18 protein-coding genes are annotated in these 17,622 nt (G+C 71.6%); 8 read left to right on the top strand and 10 right to left on the bottom strand.

Going from position 1 to position 17,622, the window contains the following annotated elements; all coding sequences use genetic code 11:
• Positions 1 to 77 precede the first annotated feature (77 nt).
• The 3 genes from ABD355_RS07100 to ABD355_RS07090 all read right to left on the bottom strand — a co-directional run bounded on the left by ABD355_RS07100 (position 78) and on the right by ABD355_RS07090 (position 2,102).
• Positions 78 to 704, bottom strand: coding sequence for a YigZ family protein (locus tag ABD355_RS07100; RefSeq protein ID WP_344399236.1), 627 nt, complete (start codon positions 702 to 704; stop codon positions 78 to 80).
• Between the two features lie 82 nt (positions 705 to 786).
• The gene (locus tag ABD355_RS07095; protein WP_344399235.1) at positions 787 to 1,341 is read right to left on the bottom strand and encodes a SixA phosphatase family protein; all 555 of its coding nucleotides are present in this window, start codon (positions 1,339 to 1,341) and stop codon (positions 787 to 789) included.
• Positions 1,338 to 2,102, bottom strand: a complete 765-nt coding sequence (locus ABD355_RS07090) for a hypothetical protein (protein WP_344399234.1) — start codon at positions 2,100 to 2,102, stop codon at positions 1,338 to 1,340. The genes ABD355_RS07095 and ABD355_RS07090 overlap by 4 nt, the downstream gene beginning before the upstream one ends.
• A gap of 412 nt (positions 2,103 to 2,514) precedes the next feature.
• On the opposite strand from ABD355_RS07090, the gene ABD355_RS07085 reads away from it, so the two are divergent.
• From ABD355_RS07085 to ABD355_RS07075, 3 genes are all read left to right on the top strand, one after another.
• Positions 2,515 to 2,922, top strand: a complete 408-nt coding sequence (locus ABD355_RS07085) for a CoA-binding protein (protein WP_344399233.1) — start codon at positions 2,515 to 2,517, stop codon at positions 2,920 to 2,922.
• Positions 2,923 to 3,193: 271 nt separating this feature from the next.
• Positions 3,194 to 4,831 (top strand): APC family permease, encoded by a 1,638-nt coding sequence (locus ABD355_RS07080; protein WP_344399232.1) that lies wholly within the window; start codon positions 3,194 to 3,196, stop codon positions 4,829 to 4,831.
• Positions 4,832 to 4,910: 79 nt separating this feature from the next.
• Positions 4,911 to 6,128 carry a 4-hydroxybenzoate 3-monooxygenase gene (locus ABD355_RS07075; RefSeq protein ID WP_344399231.1) on the top strand — a complete coding sequence of 406 codons (1,218 nt, stop codon included), beginning with the start codon at positions 4,911 to 4,913 and terminating at the stop codon, positions 6,126 to 6,128.
• 12 nt (positions 6,129 to 6,140) lie between these two features.
• On the opposite strand, the gene ABD355_RS07070 is transcribed toward ABD355_RS07075, so the two are convergent.
• On the bottom strand, positions 6,141 to 6,500 hold the full coding sequence (locus ABD355_RS07070; RefSeq protein ID WP_181922852.1) for a metalloregulator ArsR/SmtB family transcription factor: 360 nt from the start codon (positions 6,498 to 6,500) through the stop codon (positions 6,141 to 6,143).
• Positions 6,501 to 6,561: 61 nt separating this feature from the next.
• Here ABD355_RS07070 and ABD355_RS07065 point away from each other — a divergent pair, with 61 nt between their 5' ends.
• A complete protein-coding gene (locus ABD355_RS07065; protein ID WP_344399230.1) occupies positions 6,562 to 7,617 on the top strand; it encodes a cation diffusion facilitator family transporter in 1,056 nt (351 codons plus the stop codon).
• A 141-nt stretch (positions 7,618 to 7,758) separates the two neighbouring features.
• Here ABD355_RS07065 and ABD355_RS07060 read toward each other — a convergent pair whose 3' ends face one another.
• Together ABD355_RS07060 and ABD355_RS07055 are read right to left on the bottom strand one after the other, a co-directional pair.
• Positions 7,759 to 8,313 (bottom strand): YbaK/EbsC family protein, encoded by a 555-nt coding sequence (locus ABD355_RS07060; RefSeq protein WP_344399229.1) that lies wholly within the window; start codon positions 8,311 to 8,313, stop codon positions 7,759 to 7,761.
• A gap of 32 nt (positions 8,314 to 8,345) precedes the next feature.
• Positions 8,346 to 8,918, bottom strand: a complete 573-nt coding sequence (locus ABD355_RS07055; protein WP_344399228.1) for a helix-turn-helix domain-containing protein — start codon at positions 8,916 to 8,918, stop codon at positions 8,346 to 8,348.
• A gap of 115 nt (positions 8,919 to 9,033) precedes the next feature.
• Here ABD355_RS07055 and ABD355_RS07050 point away from each other — a divergent pair, with 115 nt between their 5' ends.
• Positions 9,034 to 9,891, top strand: a complete 858-nt coding sequence (locus tag ABD355_RS07050; RefSeq protein ID WP_344399227.1) for an EamA family transporter — start codon at positions 9,034 to 9,036, stop codon at positions 9,889 to 9,891.
• A 157-nt stretch (positions 9,892 to 10,048) separates the two neighbouring features.
• Here ABD355_RS07050 and ABD355_RS07045 read toward each other — a convergent pair whose 3' ends face one another.
• A complete protein-coding gene (locus ABD355_RS07045) occupies positions 10,049 to 10,813 on the bottom strand; it encodes an acyltransferase (RefSeq protein WP_344399226.1) in 765 nt (254 codons plus the stop codon).
• 129 nt (positions 10,814 to 10,942) lie between these two features.
• On the opposite strand from ABD355_RS07045, the gene ABD355_RS07040 reads away from it, so the two are divergent.
• From ABD355_RS07040 to ABD355_RS07030, 3 genes are all read left to right on the top strand, one after another.
• Positions 10,943 to 11,554, top strand: a complete 612-nt coding sequence (locus ABD355_RS07040; protein WP_344399225.1) for a hypothetical protein — start codon at positions 10,943 to 10,945, stop codon at positions 11,552 to 11,554.
• Positions 11,551 to 11,994: an RDD family protein gene (locus ABD355_RS07035; RefSeq protein ID WP_344399223.1), complete on the top strand. Its 444-nt coding sequence runs from the start codon at positions 11,551 to 11,553 to the stop codon at positions 11,992 to 11,994. Before ABD355_RS07040 ends, ABD355_RS07035 begins: the two co-directional genes overlap by 4 nt.
• 115 nt (positions 11,995 to 12,109) lie before the next feature.
• On the top strand, positions 12,110 to 12,640 hold the full coding sequence (locus ABD355_RS07030) for a gamma carbonic anhydrase family protein (RefSeq protein ID WP_344399222.1): 531 nt from the start codon (positions 12,110 to 12,112) through the stop codon (positions 12,638 to 12,640).
• A 23-nt stretch (positions 12,641 to 12,663) separates the two neighbouring features.
• Here the strand turns inward: ABD355_RS07030 and ABD355_RS07025 are convergent, their stop codons facing one another.
• The 3 genes from ABD355_RS07025 to ABD355_RS07015 all read right to left on the bottom strand — a co-directional run bounded on the left by ABD355_RS07025 (position 12,664) and on the right by ABD355_RS07015 (position 17,413).
• Positions 12,664 to 13,308: a DedA family protein gene (locus tag ABD355_RS07025; protein WP_344399221.1), complete on the bottom strand. Its 645-nt coding sequence runs from the start codon at positions 13,306 to 13,308 to the stop codon at positions 12,664 to 12,666.
• An 86-nt stretch (positions 13,309 to 13,394) separates the two neighbouring features.
• The gene (locus ABD355_RS07020; protein ID WP_344399220.1) at positions 13,395 to 14,951 is read right to left on the bottom strand and encodes a carboxylesterase/lipase family protein; all 1,557 of its coding nucleotides are present in this window, start codon (positions 14,949 to 14,951) and stop codon (positions 13,395 to 13,397) included.
• Entirely contained in the window at positions 14,948 to 17,413 is a 2,466-nt protein-coding gene (locus tag ABD355_RS07015) for a beta-glucosidase family protein (protein ID WP_344399219.1), read from the bottom strand. The genes ABD355_RS07020 and ABD355_RS07015 overlap by 4 nt, the downstream gene beginning before the upstream one ends.
• Between the last annotated feature and the right edge of the window lie 209 nt (positions 17,414 to 17,622).

Raw genomic sequence — 17,622 nt, 5'->3', positions numbered from 1 at the left:
TCACGGTCGGTTACTCCCGTATCAGCCCGTCATAACCCGCCCCGTCCCGGTCCGTTACGCCCTTTTCGTTCCGGTCTTCAGGCGTCCCCGTAGGCCTCCCCGCCCAGTTCGAACCCGGCCGTCCCGGCGGTCGCGTCCGCGAGCCAGGCCCGGAAGGCGTCCACGTCGGAGTCCGGGAGGCCGATCTCGATGGTGACCTCCTCGCCGTAGCGCACGTCGCGCACCTCGCGGCCCGTCGCGTGCAGGTCGTTCTGGACCTTGCCGGCGCGCTGGTGGTCGACGGTCACCGTGGCCAGCCGGAACCTGCGGCGGGTGAGGGTGCCGAGGACGTCCAGGGCCTCGCCCACCGCGCCGCCGTACGCCCTGATGAGTCCGCCCGCGCCGAGCTTGACGCCGCCGTAGTAGCGGGTGACGACGGCGACGACGTACCGCATGTCCCGGCGCAGCAGCATCTGCAGCATAGGGACGCCCGCGGTGCCGCCCGGTTCACCGTCGTCGCTCGCCTTCTGGACGGAGGCGTCGGCGCCGATGACGTAGGCCCAGCAGTTGTGGGTGGCGTCCGCGTGCTCCTTGCGCACGGCGGCGATGAAGTCCTGGGCCTCCTGCTCGGTGGCCGCCGGCGCCAGGGCGCACAGGAAGCGCGAGCGGTTGACCTCGGTCTCGTGCACGCCCGCGTGGGCGACCGTGCGGTATTCGTCCTGCATCCGGCCAGCCTATGCGGCGCGCGTGCGCCCGCCCCCGCCGGAAGGGCGGGCCGATGGCTGCCCGGGAGCAGTCGGCTCAGTCCTACTTGCCGTCGTTCTTCTTCCTGCCCCGCGGCACGAGCATGCTCGTCAGCAGTGCCGTGCCCGGGGCGAGCGCCTCCCAGGCGGGTCCGTGCCAGGCCAGTACCGCGATCGCCGAGGTCGGGAACTTCAGCCGTACCTCGTCCAGGGCGTCGTCGAGGCTGTCGCCCGCCAGTTCCAGGACGAGTTCTTCCAGGCCGGGGTTGTGCCCGACCAGGAGCAGTGTCTCGACCTCGGCGGGCACCTCGTGCACCGCGGTCAGCAGGTCGGACACATCGGCGGCGTACAGCCGGGGGTCACGGCGTACCGGCGGCGGGGTGCCCCACTGGGCCGAGGCCAGTTCCCAGGTCTGCCGGGCGCGCAGGGCGGTGGAGCACAGGGCGAGGTCCGGCAGGCAGTCGGCCTCGGCCAGGGCGCGTCCCGCGGCCGGTGCGTCCCGGCGGCCGCGCGGCGCGAGCGGGCGTTCGTGGTCGGGGACGCCCTCGGGCCAGGCCGATTTGGCGTGCCGCAGCACCACCAGGCGGCGCAGCGGGCCGGCTCCCGCGCGCGCGATCATGCCGGCGATCCGAGGTCGCGGGTGAGCTCCAGGCCGAGCAGCCGGTCCGCGTAGGCGTACGTCTCGAACCGGGCGCCGTCCGGCAGCTCCGACTCGGTCTCCACCCAGGCCAGCACGTCGAGCACGGAGGGGACGTCCAGGTCGTCCTCCCAGGCGGTACGCAGGCGGGCGCGCGCCTCGTCGGGAATCGGCCGCGACGGCTGCCGCGCCCAGGCGGCGACCGCCCGGCGCCAGCGGGCGAGGGTTTCACGGGCTTCGTCCAGGGCGGCCGCGTCGAGCCGCAGGGGTGTGCTCCGGCTCCGGCAGAGCAGGGCCAGGCGCAGGGCGGCCGGGTCTGCGCCGTCGGTGGTGCCGGGTGCCTCCGAGTCGACGGGGGCGACGGCGACCCGGACGCCGTCGGGTGTCGCGCCGCCCTCCCCCACGACGTGCAGGACCTGGGCCTCGCCCAGCCCCGGACCGACGTCCCGCCGGTCCTCGAAGGGCCGGATGCCGAGGGCGGCCGCCCCGGACCGCAGCTCCGCCTGGCCCCGTTCGGCGGTCAGCACGCCCCACACCGGGGTGCCGCCGAGTTCCAGGGCCCGCACGAGGAGGTCGGCGACCAGCAGCACCCGCAGGGCGCCGGTGTGGAAATCCGGCACATGGGCTTCGACCCGGGTCAGCCCCCGGCGGACCGGGGCGGCGTCGACGGACTCGCCGGTTCGGGCGTCGGTGATGCGCAGCACGGGCTGAGCGTAGGCGGGCGGACGGCCGCGCGCAGGCATCCGGCGCGAATTCCGCCCACGGCGGCGGATTTCCACCACGCGCGCGTGCCACTGCCCCGCGCGGATATGACGTACGCGCGCGTGCAGAGCCATCCCCTTCGCTCGCACCTCCCTCACCGCCCCCACGAGGCGCCGACCTATAACTCCGTGCCCGTCGAGTACCGCCACCGCCGACGTCTCCCCCACGACGTCTGCCACCTGCGGCAGGAAGTGGTCGACCGCGCCGAAGCGGGGGGCTCCTTGGATCACGCCGGCGATCCGAGGTCGCGGGTGAGCTCCGGGCCCAGCAGCCGGTCATGCGCCGACAGCCGGACGAACCACCCTTCATGGTGCGGCGGAAGGCGGGGAATCATCGTGAACTCCCGGCCGTTGTGGGACAGAAGGGCATGTCCAAGAGGTGCGGGAGGCTGCGGTGTACGGCGACGAGGCAACGATCCGCAGGATCCTCACCGAGTCCGGCGACACCTGGGCCGTGGTGGGCCTCTCGTCGAACCGGGGCCGCGCCGCCTATGGCGTCGCCCAGGTGCTGCAGCGCTTCGGCAAGCGCATCGTGCCCGTCCACCCCAAGGCGGAGACGGTGCACGGCGAGCAGGGGTACGCCTCCCTCGCCGACATCCCCTTCGACGTGGACGTCGTCGACGTCTTCGTCAACAGCGACCTCGCCGGAACGGTCGCCGACGAGGCGGTCGCCAAGGGCGCCCGGGCCGTCTGGTTCCAGCTCGGCGTGATCGACGAGGCGGCGTACGACCGCACGCGTGCGGCGGGCCTCGACATGGTGATGGACCGCTGCCCCGCCATCGAGATACCGCTGCTCGGCTGAGGCAGCCGGGGCCCGCGCGCCTCCACATATGGCACCGGTCACACAGCAAGCGCTCCCGGGCTACCGCCACTCCACTGCGGATTTTGTGGGCGGTTCCAGGGGTGACAGCGGTTTCCACCGCGTACAGATCCCCTGAAGGGCTGTCCAGGAAGCACCCGGCCGTTGGTCAAAACTTCGCCATGGGTCTTCTGCTCGCCCCCTGATGTTTCCTAATCTGCGACGTCGCACGCACTGAAAACAAGTATTCAATTGGTGAGAGGTCGCTGAAAATATGGTGAGCGTCGAGCAGACCTCCGTGGAGGAGGCCAGGGGTCCCGGTGGCCTCAGGCGTGACGTCGGACTGATCGGTCTGATGTGGGCCTCCGTCGGTTCCATCATCGGCTCGGGATGGCTCTACGGAGCCCATGACGCAGTCATCCAGGCCGGCCCGGCGGCGATCATCTCGTGGGTGATCGGCGCGGTCGCGATCGTGCTGCTGGCGCTGGTCCACGCCGAGCTGGGCGGCATGTTCCCGGTGGCGGGCGGTACGGCCCGTTATCCGCACTACGCGTTCGGCGGCCTGGCCGGCATGTCGTTCGGCTGGTTCTCCTGGCTCCAGGCCGCGACCGTCGCCCCGATCGAGGTCGAGGCCATGATCGGGTACGCCGGTCACTGGTCCTGGGCACAGGGCCTCCAGCACGCCGACAAGACCCTGACCGCCAGCGGTCTGGCCGTGGCGGTCGTACTCATGGCCGTCTTCGTCGGGGTGAACTTCTTCGGCGTACGGGCGCTGGCGCACACCAACAGCGCGGCGACCTGGTGGAAGATCGCCGTCCCGCTGGGCGCGATCTTCATCATGGCGGCGACCCACTTCCACCCGGGCAACTTCCACTCCGAGGGCTTCGCGCCGTTCGGCGCGAAGGGCGTGCTCGCGGCGATCAGCACCAGCGGCATCATCTTCGCGCTGCTCGGCTTCGAGCAGGCCATTCAGCTGGCGGGCGAGAGCCGCAACCCGAAGCGAGACCTGCCGCGCGCCACGCTCGGCTCGGTGGCGATCGGCGCCGTCATCTACGTCCTCCTCCAGGTCGTGTTCATCGGCGCGCTGCCGCACAGCAGCTTCGCGCACGGCTGGGCCCAGCTCGCGTTCAAGGGCGACACCGGGCCGTGGGCCGGTGTCGCGACCCTGGCGGGTCTCGGCTGGCTCGCCTTCGTCCTCTACCTCGACGCGATCATCTCCCCCGGTGGTACCGGCCTCATCTACACCACCGCCACCTCACGCGTCTCCTACGGCCTGGCGAAGAACGGCTACGCGCCGAAGATCTTCACCAAGACCGACTCGCGCGGTGTGCCGTGGTTCGGCCTCATCATGTCCTTCATCACCGGCGTGATCTGCTTCCTGCCCTTCCCCAGCTGGCACAAGCTGGTCGGCTTCATCACCTCGGCGAGCGTCCTGATGTACGCGGGCGCACCGCTGGCCTACGGCGTGTTCGCCGACAAGCTGCCGCACCTCGAGCGCCCGTACCGGCTGCCCGGTGGCAAGGTGATCTCACCGGTGGCCTTCGTGGTGGCCAACCTGATCATCTACTGGTCCGGCTGGGACACCCTGTGGCGGCTCGGACTGGCGATCGTCCTCGGCTACCTGCTCCTCGGCGGCTACGCCTGGTGGGCCAACTCCACCAACCAGCCCGACGCGCCCCGGATGGACTTCAAGGCCGCCCAGTGGCTGCCGGTCTATCTCCTCGGCATGGGCGTGATCTCCGCCGAGGGCGGCTTCGGTGGCGCGGGCAACATCGCACTGTGGTGGGACATCCTGGTCATCGCCGCCTTCTCCCTGGTGATCTACTACTGGGCCCGGGCGACCTCCTCGAAGCGCGAGGACATCGAGCGCAGCATCGACGAAGTCGTCGTCACCGACGCCCCCGCGCACTGACCGACCGCCCCTCGCTCGACCCGGCCCGTCGGCCGCGGCTCCCCTGCCGTGGCTGACGGGCCACCGTCATAATGCTCCGGTGACTTCCACCCCCCACCCCGACTCCCCGTCCCCGCACCGTTTTCCGGTGGTGACCGTGGGCGCCGGGCCCGCCGGTCTCACCATCGGGAACATCCTGCGGGCCGCGTCGGTCGACTGCCTGGTCCTGGAGGCCGAGACGCGGGAGTTCATCGAGCAGCGGCCACGGGCCGGTGTGCTCGAGGAGTGGGCCGTGCGCGGGCTCCAGGAACGGGGCCTCGCGGACCATCTGCTGGCGCGGGCACAGCTGCACACCCAGTGCGAGTTCCGCGTCGAGGGGCAACGGCACCGGTTCTCGTACACCGACCTGACGGGGCATCACCACTTCGTCTACCCGCAGCCGTTGCTGGTGACGGACCTGGTGCGCGAGTACGCCGATGTGCGCGGCGGCGCCATCCGCTTCGGCGTGCGGGACGTGCAACTGCACGGCCTGGACACGGACCGGCCGGCGGTGTCGTACCTCGACCCCGAGACCGGCCGACGCACGCTCGTGCACTGCGACTTCGTGGCGGGCTGCGACGGAGCCCGCGGGGTGACCCGGACCGTGCTTCCGCAGCAGGCCCGTATCGCCCGGCACGACTACGGCATCGGCTGGCTGGCGCTGCTCGCTCAGGCGCCGCCGTCCAGCGACTGCGTGGTGTTCGGCATCCATCCGAACGGCTTCGCCGGGCACATGGCCCGCAGTCCCGAGGTCACCCGCTACTACCTGGAGTGCCCGCCCGGCGACGATCCCGAGAACTGGCCGGAGGACCGAATCTGGGCGGAACTGCAGGAGCGGCTCGGCGCCGCCGACCGGCCGCCGCTCACGGAGGGACGGCTGATCGAGAAGCGCGTCCTCGACATGCACAACTACGTGGTCGAACCCATGGTGTACGGCCGCCTCTTCCTGGCCGGGGACGCGGCCCATCTCACCGCGCCCATCGCGGCCAAGGGCATGAACCTCGCCCTGCACGACGCCTTCCTGCTCGGCGACGGGCTCATCGCGTACCTCACCAAGGGCGACACCGGAGGCCTCGACGGCTACTCGGCGGCCTGCCTCGGACGGGTGTGGGACTACCAGGAGTTCTCGCAGTGGCTGTCGGAGGTGTACCACGGCGCGTCGTCGGGCGACGCCTACCGCGCGGGCACGACGCAGGCCCGGCTGCGCCGCCTCTTCGAATCCCCCGCTGCCGCGGCGGCGTTCGCGGAGCAGTACCTCGGCAAGAGCTCCGCTTCCTGAACCCCGCGCCCCTCAGTCGTGCAGCGGCCGGTCGCTGAGGCGATGGTCCGCCACCTTCAGCGCCTCGTCCACGAGCCGCCGCAGATGGCCGTCCCGCAGTGAGTAGACGACCCTGCGACCCTCCTTGCGCGTGTTCACCAGGCCGGCCAGCCGCAGCCGTGCCAGATGCTGGCTGACCGCGGGCCGGGCCGCCCCGCTCGCCTCCGTGAGGGTCGTGACGTCGGCCTCGCCGCCGGTCAGGGCATGCAGCAGCGCGAGGCGCGTGCGGTCGCCCAGCAGGGCGAGGAGTTCGGCGGCGAGTGCGAACTGCTCCTCGCCCGGGGTGCGCGGGTGCGCATCCTTCGCAGTTGATAGGTGCATGCGTGCGCTCATACGCACATAATGGTCCCGTGGGCGTACCGCGTCCACCACCGCGCACCGGAAGGGGCCCCACGTGAGCGACCGGCACCACCACCACGGCCAGCACCATGACCACCACGGGCACCCGCATCACCACCACCCGACGGGTCTTCGGCACCGCCTCGGCCATCTCTTCACCCCGCACTCCCACGAGACCGCGGACAAGCTCGACTCCGCACTGGAGTCCTCGGCCCGCGGCATGCGCGCACTCTGGGTCTCGCTGGCCGTCCTCGGGGTGACAGCCGCGGCGCAGGCAGTGGTCGTGGTCCTGTCCGGTTCGGTGGCCCTGCTCGGCGACACGGTGCACAACGCCGCAGACGCGCTGACCGCCGTACCGCTCGGGATCGCGTTCGTGCTGGGCCGACGGGCGGCCACGCGCCGCTTCACCTACGGCTACGGCCGGGCCGAGGACCTGGCGGGAATCGCGATCGTGCTGACGATCACCGCGTCGGCCGCGTTCGCGGCCTGGGCGGCGGTGGAGCGACTGCTCGATCCGCGTCCCGTGGCGCACATACCGGCGGTGGCGGTGGCCGCGCTGGTCGGCTTCGCCGGGAACGAGTGGGTGGCCCGCCACCGGATCCGGGTGGGCCGGGAGATCGGCTCGGCCGCGCTGGTCGCCGACGGACTGCACGCCCGCACGGACGGGTTCACATCACTGGCCGTGCTGCTGGGTGCCGGCGGTTCGGCCCTGGGCTGGCAACTCGCCGACCCGCTCGTGGGGCTGGCGATCACCGCGGCGATCGCGCTGGTGCTGCGGGACGCCGCACGGGAGGTGTTCCGGCGGGTGATGGACGCCGTCGACCCGGAGCTGGTGGACCGGGCCGAGCGGGCCCTGCGCGAGGTGCCGGGCGTGCGGGAGGTCGGTGAGCTGCGGCTGCGTTGGATCGGGCACCGGCTGCGCGCCGAGGTGGCGGTGGTGGTCGACGGCGAGGCGACGGTGCGCACGGCGCACGGAATAGCGGTCGAGGCCGAACATGCCCTGCTGCACGCCGTACCAAGGCTGACGGCGGCCCTGGTACACGCCGATCCGGCACCGACACCGGGCGAGGAGGACCCCCACTTGGCTTTGGCGCACCACGCGACGCGCTAGTCGGTCCCGGGGTCCGGCAGCGCCCCAAAGGGGCGCGAGGCCGTATCGACATGCGGCTCCGCCGCGTGGGCGCGTCCAGGCACGACGACGCCGCAGATGAAAGACGACACGTCGCCGCACATCCCGGGGGGCGCGGCGCGGTCAGACGCCGAGCCCCTCCAGCACCACCGCACCCGGCAGTTCCGCAAAGGCCTTCCCCGGCACCAGCAGCTTGCCCCGGCGACGGCCGCTGCCGACCAGGACGTACGGGAGATCGACCACCGCTGAGTCCACCAGCACCGGCCAGCCCTCCGGGAGGCCGATCGGGGTGATGCCGCCGTACTCCATCCCGGTCTCCCCCGTCGCGATGTCCATGGACGCGAACGAGGCCTTGCGGGCGCCGAGTTGGCGGCGGACGACGCCGTTGACGTCGACCCGGGAGGTGGACAGCACGAGGCACGCGGCGAGTGTCGTCTCCCCGCCCCGCTTGCCGGCCACCACCACACAGTTCGCCGACTGCTCGAGCAGTTCCTGCCCGTAGTGCTCCACGAAGACCGCGGTGTCGGCCCACTGCGGGTCGGTGTCGACGTAGACGATCTGGTCGGCAGGGACGCTGCCGCTCCAGTGACGTACGGCGTCGGCGACCGGGCGGGTCAGTTCGTCGAGGGCGTCGGGGGCGGGGATCGCGAGGTCGAAGTGTCCGATGGGCGGGCGCATGGGCGCACGGTAACAGGGCGTCCCGGGCCGCCTCAGTGCACGGGCGGCACGGAGACCGCGAGCACGAGCTCCACCGGCACATCTCCCTGATTGCCGTAGCTGTGCGGGGCGTTCGCCTCGAAGGTGACGCTCGCGCCCGCCGGGACGCGGTACTCCGCGCCCTCCACCGTGAGGGTCAGCTCACCGGCCGTCACATGGGCGATCTCCACGGTGCCGGCGGGGTGCGGGTCCGAGGCGCTGCTGTCACCCGGCATCAGCCGCCAGTCCCACATCTCCAGCGGCCCCGGCGCCTCGGTGCCGGCGAGCAGGCGGCTGTAGCTTCCCGCGTCGGTGTGCCACAGCCGTACCACCTGTTCGGCCGGGACGATCCGCGCCTTCGGCCCCTGCTCGTAGTCGAGCAGGGTGGTGACGCTGACGCCGAGCGCGTCGCCGATCTTGACCACCGTGCCGATGCTCGGGTTGGTGCGGGCCTGCTCGATCTGGATGAGCATGCCGCGGCTGACTCCGGCGCGGGCGGCGAGCGCGTCCAGGGTGAAGCCCCGCTCGGCTCGCCAGCGTTTGACGTTGCGGGCCAGGGACTGGGTCAGCAGATCGAGGTCCGACACGTTCCGTCCATATCCATGCACTGCGAGGTCAATATTCTGGATGACAGGGTTCACTGCGCTGAACTACGGTGGTGTGCACCCGATCGTTCACCGAACTGTACTGCGAGGCGACCCCGTGACAGCATTCTTCGCCCTGGCCACCAGCCTGCTGTGGGGCCTTGCCGACTTCGGCGGCGGACTGCTGACCCGGCGCACTCCGGCGCTCACGGTGGTCGTCGTCTCGCAGGGGATAGCCGCGGCCGTACTCGGGTCGATCGTGCTGGCCACGGGCGGCTTCGGCGAGGCCGGTCCCCGGCTGTGGTTCGCCTTCGCCGCGGGGCTGATAGGCCCGGTCGCCCTGTTCTCCTTCTACAAGGCCCTCGCGCTGGGCCCGATGGGCGTCGTCTCCCCGCTCGCGACGCTCAGCGTGGCGGTCCCAGTGGGCGTGGGCCTCCTCCTCGGCGAACGCCCGGGCCTGATGCAGGTCGCGGGCATCGCAGTCGCCGTCACCGGCGTCGTCCTCGCAGGCGGACCCCAGCTCAAGGGCGCCCCGGTGCAGCGCCAGGCCATCCTGCTCACCCTCGTCGCGGCCCTCGGCTTCGGCACGGTGTTCGCGCTGATCACCGAGGCGTCCAGGACCGTCACCGGCCTCTTCCTCGCGCTCTTCGTCCAGCGCCTGACGAACGTGGCCGCGGGCGGCATCGCGCTCTACGCCTCCGTGAAGCGGGGCGGCGAGGCCCTCCCGACCGGCGGCTTCCCCTGGACGTCCCTCCCGGCGCTCGCCTTCGTCGGCCTCGCGGACGTGGCGGCGAACGGCACGTACTCGGTCGCCGCGCAGCACGGCCCGATCACCGTGGCCGCCGTCCTCGCCTCGCTCTACCCGGTGGTGACCGCACTCGCCGCGCGCGGCTTCCTCAGGGAGCGCCTCCGCGGCATCCAGGCGGCGGGCGCGGGCCTCGCCCTGGTGGGCACCCTGCTCCTGGCGACGGGCTAGGGCCTGCCGTGTGGATCAGGTCGGCTGTAGCTGACGGCGCTTCCCCCGCTCGAGCGGAGCCGCAGCGCCTGGGGCGGCCGGCCACCGTCGACCCGGAGCGCGTGTCAGACCCCGCGACGCCGGGCTGATCCAAACGACAGGCCTCAGGACACCGGGCCTAGGACTCCGGTTCCAGTTCGGCCAGCCGCGCCACCGTCTCCTCGTCCAGCTCCGCGAGGGCCCGCAGCTGGTCGGGCGTGACCCCGTCGGGGATCGGGATTGGAGCGGGCGTCCTGAGCGGCGGCTGCCAGCCATCGACGGCCGTCCAGCGGCGCACGACCCGGGCGGGCGCCCCCGCCACCACCGCGTGGTCGGGCACGGCACCGCGGACCACGGCACCGGCGGCCACCACCACGTTCCGCCCGATCCGCGCACCCGGCAGGATCACCGCACCGGTGCCGATCCAGCAGCCCGGCCCGATCTCCACGGGCTCCATGCGCGGCCACTGCTTGCCGATGGGCTCGTGCGGATCGTCGTACGAGTGGTTCGTGGACGTCACGTACACATACGGCCCGAAGTAACAGTCGCTGCCGATGGTCACCGTCGTGTCGGCGATGACATGGCTGCCGCGGCCCAGCACCACACCGTCGCCGATGCGCAGGATCGGGTCGGGGCCCAGGTCCAGGTCGGGCATCAGGCCCGCGGTGAGGGTGACCTGCTCGCCGACGATGCAGTGGGAGCCGATGTGGATCCAGGCCTCGCCGAAGACGGTGCCGAGCGGGAAGGCCAGCCGGGTGGCTTCGCCGATCGAGCCGAAGCGGAAGCGGCCGGGGCGCTCGGCCGTCACCGAGCCCGTGCGCTGCACCCAGGCCCAGCCGGTGTGGACGGCGCGCTGCGCGAGGCTTCGCCGCCAGGATGAGAACGTGTTCTTGCTCTTCGGCACGGAGTCACCGTACTCAGCGTGCGGGGCGCCGATGCGCTGCGGAAGCTGTGATCTTCACCCCACCCGGGCGGGCCCGGATCACCCGTGACGGGCGAGGCGAAGGCGCCTGGGCTGTGGTGCGATGGTGGGATGAGCTGGCGCAGCTTGGTGGATCCCTTCGACGTCGCCGGACGGCTGACGCGATATGCGCTGGAGACCGCCGGCCCGGTCGTCGACCGACTGGTCCGCGTGGGTGCAACTGCCGTTGTGGACCGGCTCGACCTCGACGGCCTGGCGGGCCGTATCGACGTCGACCGGATCGCCGACCGGGTGGATGTGATGCGGGTCGTGCGGCGGGTCGACATCGACCTGATCGCGGACCGTGTCGACGTGGACCGCATCGCCGAGCGCTTGGATGTGAACCGGGTGGCGGCCCGGGTGGATGCGGACGAGATCGCGGCCCGGCTGGACATGGACCGGATCGCGGCACGCATCGATGTCGACCGGATCGCGGGCCGGCTCGATGTCGACGCCGTGATCGCCAGGATCGACCTGGTCTCGCTCACCAGGGCGGTGCTGGAGGAGATCGACCTGGGTCGGATCGTCCGGGACACCAGCGGCGGGATGGCCGAGGAGACGATGGACGCGCTGCGGGTGCGCAGCATGCGGGCGGACCGGATGGTGAACCGCGTCGCCGACCGGCTGCTGCACAGACCGGGCGTGGCTCCGGCGCAGTCCGACGGGCAGGGGCAGCCACCGTGACACAGGGGGACCCTGGCTCCGGGACCGACACCGCGGGAGTGGTGTCGCGGTCCCTGGCGGCGCTGGTCGACGTGATCGTGGTGGCGGCCATCGGGCTCGCCGTGCAGTTCGCGTACGGCGGTCTGAGGCTGCTCGTGGACGGGCCGCCGTTCCGCATGCCTGACCTGTCCGGCTGGCGGGCGGGGGTGCTCGGCTGGGCTGTCGCCGTGCTCTATCTGGGCGTGAGCTGGGCATCGACCGGCGGCACCCTCGGCGACTGGTTGCTCGGCCTGCGGGTCACCGGCCGCACCGGGCGGCTGCTCGGCATCCCCCGCGCGCTGCTCCGGGCCGTGCTGTGCATCGCTCTCCCCGTGGGCCTGCTCTGGATTCCCTTCAGCCGACGCCATGCCTCGGTCCAGGACGTCGTGATGGCCAGCGCCGTGCGGTACCACCGGTTCTGACGCCTGCACCGTGCCGTCGGGCGAGGGGGCGCAGCTCCTGACACGCGGCCCCGGCGCCTGGCACCGGGCGGTCATCGCCTACCGTGCGTGCTGTGTCGACGAGGAGGAGAGGGCGATGACGCACAAAGCGTTGATCACGGGAATCGGCGGCAGGGAACCGAAGATCGACGGAGAGGCCTTCGTCGCGCCGACCGCTTCCGTGATCGGGGACGTGACGCTGGGGGCCGGGGCGAGCGTGTGGTACGGGGCGGTGCTGCGGGGGGATGTCGAGCGGATCTCTGTCGGTGCTCAGGCCAATATCCAGGACAACAGCACGCTTCATGCCGATCCGGGGTTTCCCGTCAGCATCGGTGCGCGGGTGTCCGTGGGGCACAACGCGGTGGTGCACGGGGCGACCGTCGGGGACGACTGTTTGATCGGCATGGGGGCGACCGTGCTGAACGGGGCCGTGATCGGGGCCGGGTCGCTGGTGGCCGCGCAGGCACTGGTGCCGCAGGGGATGCAGGTGCCGCCGGGGTCGCTGGTGGCGGGGGTGCCGGCGAAGGTGAAGCGGGAGCTGAGCGCGGAGGAGCGTGAGGGCGTCACTCTGAACGGCACCTTGTATGCAGAGCTCGCCAAGTCGCACAGGGAGATCCACCAGTCATGACGCGGGCCGGTCGCGGCGGCGCTTCAGTCTCCGGCGGGCACAGGTTCCGGCTCCTGCTGAGCCGCCTGCGCCTTCTTCGCCTTGCGCCTGATGACCAGCATCGACGTAAGACCGATGAGCACCGCGATCACCAGTCCCAGATAGGAGAACCTCTTCAGCCAGCCCTCGGCGACCACGCCCACGTAGTAGACGACCGCCGTCGTGCCGCCCGCCCAGCAGATGCCGCCGAGGACGTTGGCGGTCAGGAACTTCCAGTACGGCATGTGCAGGACGCCCGCGAGGGGGCCGGCGAAGATGCGCAGGAGGGCGACGAAGCGACCGAAGAAGACCGCCCACATGCCCCACTTCTCGAAGGACTTCTCGGCGGTGGCGACATGCCCCTCGCTGAAGTGTTTCGGGAACTTCCTGCCGAGCCAGGCGAGCAGGGGGCGGCCGCCCTTGCGGCCGATGGCGTAGCCGATGGAGTCTCCGACGACGGCTCCGGCGGTCGCGCACGCGCCGAGCACGATCGGGTTGATGCCGGAGTGCTGGGAGGAGAGCAGGGCGGCCGAGACCAGGACGATCTCGCCCGGCAGCGGGATGCCCAGGCTCTCCAGACCGATGACCAGTGCCACCACGGCGTAGACGGCTGCCGCGGGCACCGTGTCGAGCCACTCCTGGACGTGCAACGCCGGTTCCTCCCGATTCGTAACCCTTTGGTTCCTGTGTTCCCGGCGTGCGCCGCACGGGGGCGCACGCCGGGAAGCCTACCGGGTCAGCCTGCCGAGGCGCCGTCCCACAGATCGCACTGGTGTTCCTGATGGACAGTGGTGCTCAGGGTGTTTCCGCCCTTGGACGCGGTCTTCAGGGAGAGGACCACGCCATGGCCCGTGGGCATCGGGGGCTGCCCCGCGGCCCGCGGCACACCGTCCCGTACGAAGGATCCCCAGTACTGGACCATCTGCCGCGACAACGCCTTCTGCTCGGCGTTCAGCGGGCTCTCCAGTCCGAAGTGCTTGAAGAGGTACTGGACCTCGTTGACGTGCGTCGCACCGAAGTCGAAGTCCGTGTGCAGGTTGCGCAGGGAGGCGAAGGGCGGGGAGGTGCGGTCGGCGAACTCGTACGAGTAGACCGGGCCGCGGGTGGCGAGCAGCCCGTCGAGCCGTAGCGCCGGGCAGCTGAACAGGACGTCGCCCAGTGCGGTGGCGTAGGCGACGGTCGGCGTCGGGTAGGACGACAGCGGATAGCGCTGCAGTGCCTGCTCGCCGAAGTCGTTCCGCATGACCTGCGGGTACTGCTCGGCGGTGAGCGGTGTGCCGTTCAGGTCGAAGCTGGAGAAGGCGAACAGCCGGCCCTCGTCCTTGTTCGAGCCGTTGATCACGGGCACCCGCGCCGCGGTCCCCTTCGCGACGGCCTGTTCGGGCTGTACGGGCAGGAAGGCTCCCCCGACCACCGGACCCCAGTCGAAGCCGCCCTGGGCCTCGAGGATGTCGCGCGCCGGCTTGCCGCGCAGACACGTCACGTCGGCGCAGCCCAGCTTCTTCAGGAAGGCGGCCCCCTGCGCCACCGCGTCCTGGTGCGTACGGGCGCCGCAGTCGTCGTAGGCACCGCTCTCGATGATCGCGCCGCGGAACAGGCCCCGGGCCGTGGGTGAGGCCAGCTGGGTGCAGACCGAGCGGCCGCCCGCCGACTCTCCCGCGATGGTGACACGGCCCGGGTCGCCGCCGAAGCGGCCGATGTTGGCACGCACCCAGCGCAGCGCGGCCTGCTGGTCGAGCATGCCGAAGTTGCCGGAGACCCCGTCGTGCGTCTCGCCGTCGAGACCGGACGTGGCGAGGAAACCCATCGCGCCGAGGCGGTAGTTGACGGTCACGACGACCGTTCCGGTCTGCCGTGCGAAGGTGTCGGGGACGACGTCCTGGCCGGCTCCGGCGGTCAGTCCGCCGCCGTGGAACCAGACCAGGACCGACCGTCCGGCAAAGCCTTGGGGGACGTACACATTGAGGTCGAGACAGTCCTCGGTGTACGAGGGGTGCTCGTAGCCCGGGTCCCAACTCGACGTCTGGACACACTTGTTGCCGAAGTCCTGTGCGGAACGCACCCCTTTCCAGGGCTGTACGGCGTGCGGTTCACGCCAGCGGAGCCTGCCGACCGGCGGCTCGGCGTACGGGATGCCGAGGAACTGCCGTCCCTCAGCGGTGTTTTCGCCGCGCACCAGACCCGCGTCGGTACGGACGACCGGGTCGCCGCCCGAGGGTGCGGCCTGCGCCGGGAAGGGTGCGACGAGGACCGCCGCGAGGGCCGTCAGGCCGATGACGATGCGTCGTATCACGTGCCCACCTCCACGTTCGTACGCAACCGGAGATCACGCGAGGACGCCCCGACCCACAGGGTGCGCCGGCCGGTCCCGAGCACCCAATCGTGACGCTTCGGGTCCCATGAGGACAGTGTGCGCGCGGTGACTTCCACAGCGACCCGCCGTCGCTCCCCCGCCCGCAGGGTCAGCCGCCGGTAGCCGCCCAACACCCGTACCGCCTGGTCGAGTCGGAGGTCCGGCGAGGGCCCTACGTACACCTGCGGCACGGCGACGCCGTCGCGCCGGCCGGTGTTGCCGACGGTGAAGGACACCTCGACGCCGCCTCGCGTCCGGCGGGCCCGCAGGTCCTCGTACGAGAAGGAGGTGTACGACAGTCCGTGCCCGAAGGGGAACAGCGGCCGCACTCCTTCGGCGTCGTACCACCGGTAGCCGATGTGGATGCCTTCGGAGTACTCCTGGGTGCCGTCCACGCCCGGGTAGCGGCGGGGGTCCCCGGCGACCGGGTGGTGCTCGTCGTCGACCGGGAAGGACTGGGTGAGGCGGCCGCCGGGGTCGCACTCGCCGTACAGGACGGCGGCGGTCGCGGCGGCGCCCTCCTGGCCCGGGTAGTACATCTGGAGCACGGCGCCGGTGCGCCGCAGCCAGGGCATCGAGGTCGAGGACGAGGTGTTGAGGACGACCGTGGTGCGCGGGTTGGCCGCGGCGACGGCCTCGATCAGCTGCTGCTGGTGGCCGGGGAGGGCGATCGTGGTGCGGTCCTGGCCCTCGGTGGCGTCCTCGTAGGCGAAGAGGACGACGTCCCGGGCGGCGCGGGCGGCCTTGACGGCCTCGGCGACGTCCTGTGCACGGGTCGCGCCGGTGCTGCGCCGCAGCCGGAACAGCAGCCCGTCGGCTCCTCCCTGCGCGGTGATCTTCAGGGTGTGGGCGCCCTTGGCGAGGGTGAGGGTCTTGCGGCGCACGGACAGCCCGTCGGGGGCGGCCGAGACCAGACCGCCGGTGAAGAACTCGCCGTAGCCGGAGGCCTGCGGGAAGAGTTCCGTGCCGTCGAGGAGGACCTTGGGGCGGGCCGTGGGCGCGGAGGAGAAGTGCAGGACGAAGGTCCACTCGTCGTCCTCGGGGACGGTGAGCGTCCCGTCGTACGTCCAGACCTTTCCGGCGTCGACCCCCTGCCCCTCGCTGTCGAAGGCGGGGCTCAGTGCGGACGCCGGGACCGGCTTGCCGAACAGATCCTCGCCGAGGGCGTAAGTGGCCTTTCCCGCGCGGGACTTGATGGCGTCCAGGGGGCTGTCGGCGTGGTCCGGCACGACGTGTGCGCTGCCGCCGCCGCTGACGAAGGGCAGGGTGCCGGTCGGGCCGATCACCGCGACGGTGCCGCCGCGGGCCAGGGGCAGCGTGTGGCGCTCGTTGCGCAGGAGGGTCGCGCCGGCCTTGGCGACCTCCAGGGCCACGGCGGCGCCCGCCGCTGCGTCGCGGTTCGGGCGCGGCGGGGCACTGCCGTCGAGGAGGCCGAAGCGGTCCATGACGGTGAGGATGCGGCGTACGGAACGGTCGACGTAGCGCTCGGGGACACTGCCGCTTTGCACGGCCGACTTGAGCGCCGTACCGAAGTAGGTGCCGTCGGGCATCTCCATGTCGAGGCCGGCGGTGATCGCCGCGACGGTGCTGTGCGCGGCGAACCAGTCGGTCATCACCCAGCCGTCGAAACCCCACCGGTCGCGCAGGATGTCCGTGAGCAGGGTCTTGTTCTCGCACGAGAACGTGCCGTTGACCTTGTTGTAGGCGCCCATCACCGCGCCGACTCCGGCGCCGACGGCCGCCTCGAAGCCGCGCAGTTCGATCTCGTGCATGGTCTGCTCGTCGACACGCACGTCGATCGACATGCGGTCCTTCTCCTGGTTGTTCAGCGCGTAGTGCTTGACGGTGGCGATGAGGCCCTCGCCCTGGATGCCCCCGATCTCGGCGGCGACCATGCCGGAGGCGAGCAGCGGGTCCTCGCTGAAGGTCTCGAAGTTGCGGCCCGCGTACGGGGTGCGGATCAGGTTGACCATCGGGGAGAGCAGGACGTCCTGGCCGAGGGCGCGGCCCTCGCGTCCGATGACCTGTCCGTAGCGTCGGGCCAGGTCCGGGTCGAAGGCGGAGGCCAGCAGGACGGGGGCGGGCAGGGCGGTGGCGTGCCGGGTGACGCGGACGCCGGCGGGGCCGTCGGCCAGACGGAGCGCGGGGATGCCGAGGCGGGCGACGGCGGGGACGTAGCCCGCCTGGCCGAGCGACTTCGCGTCGGTGGCGCCGTGCAGGAGGGAGATCTTCTCGTCGTGGGTGAGCTTGCCGATCAGGCCTTCGACGCGGGAGCCGGCCCCCGTCTCGGGTCTGTCCAGTGCGTGCGCGGGGGGCGTGAGACCACTGGTGGCCGCCGCGGCGACGGCGATCGCGCCGCCGAGCAGACGCAGTGCGGATCTCCGCGAGACAGTGTCGGTCATGGGCCGTCACTCCTTCGGTGTGCGGGCACGACGATGTGAACCGCAGGCACGCCCGGCGGCCCGGACTGCGTTCGGCATCTGAACGCAGTCTGCTTCAGGACCGACCTGACGCCCCGTAGGGCACCGTGGGCGCGGCGGGAAAACTATGACCGTCAGTGACTCGTGTCAATGAAGCGAACAAGAAACACTCTGATGTCGACAAGAAACGA

Source organism: Streptomyces longisporus (assembly GCF_039532765.1).
In the GTDB taxonomy this organism is placed as follows: domain Bacteria; phylum Actinomycetota; class Actinomycetes; order Streptomycetales; family Streptomycetaceae; genus Streptomyces; species Streptomyces longisporus.
This window is presented reverse-complemented; position numbering and strand designations above follow the sequence as displayed.

Bases quoted from the DNA above. Each gene is read 5' to 3' on its own strand.
- ABD355_RS07100 (WP_344399236.1), bottom strand. From the start codon at position 704: ATGCAGGACGAATACCGCACGGTCGCCCACGCGGGCGTGCACGAGACC.
- ABD355_RS07095 (WP_344399235.1), bottom strand. From the start codon at position 1,341: ATGATCGCGCGCGCGGGAGCCGGCCCGCTGCGCCGCCTGGTGGTGCTG.
- ABD355_RS07090 (WP_344399234.1), bottom strand. From the start codon at position 2,102: ATGCCTGCGCGCGGCCGTCCGCCCGCCTACGCTCAGCCCGTGCTGCGC.
- ABD355_RS07080 (WP_344399232.1), top strand. From the start codon at position 3,194: ATGGTGAGCGTCGAGCAGACCTCCGTGGAGGAGGCCAGGGGTCCCGGT.
- ABD355_RS07070 (WP_181922852.1), bottom strand. From the start codon at position 6,500: ATGAGCGCACGCATGCACCTATCAACTGCGAAGGATGCGCACCCGCGC.
- ABD355_RS07060 (WP_344399229.1), bottom strand. From the start codon at position 8,313: ATGCGCCCGCCCATCGGACACTTCGACCTCGCGATCCCCGCCCCCGAC.
- ABD355_RS07040 (WP_344399225.1), top strand. From the start codon at position 10,943: ATGAGCTGGCGCAGCTTGGTGGATCCCTTCGACGTCGCCGGACGGCTG.
- ABD355_RS07030 (WP_344399222.1), top strand. From the start codon at position 12,110: ATGACGCACAAAGCGTTGATCACGGGAATCGGCGGCAGGGAACCGAAG.
- ABD355_RS07015 (WP_344399219.1), bottom strand. From the start codon at position 17,413: ATGACCGACACTGTCTCGCGGAGATCCGCACTGCGTCTGCTCGGCGGC.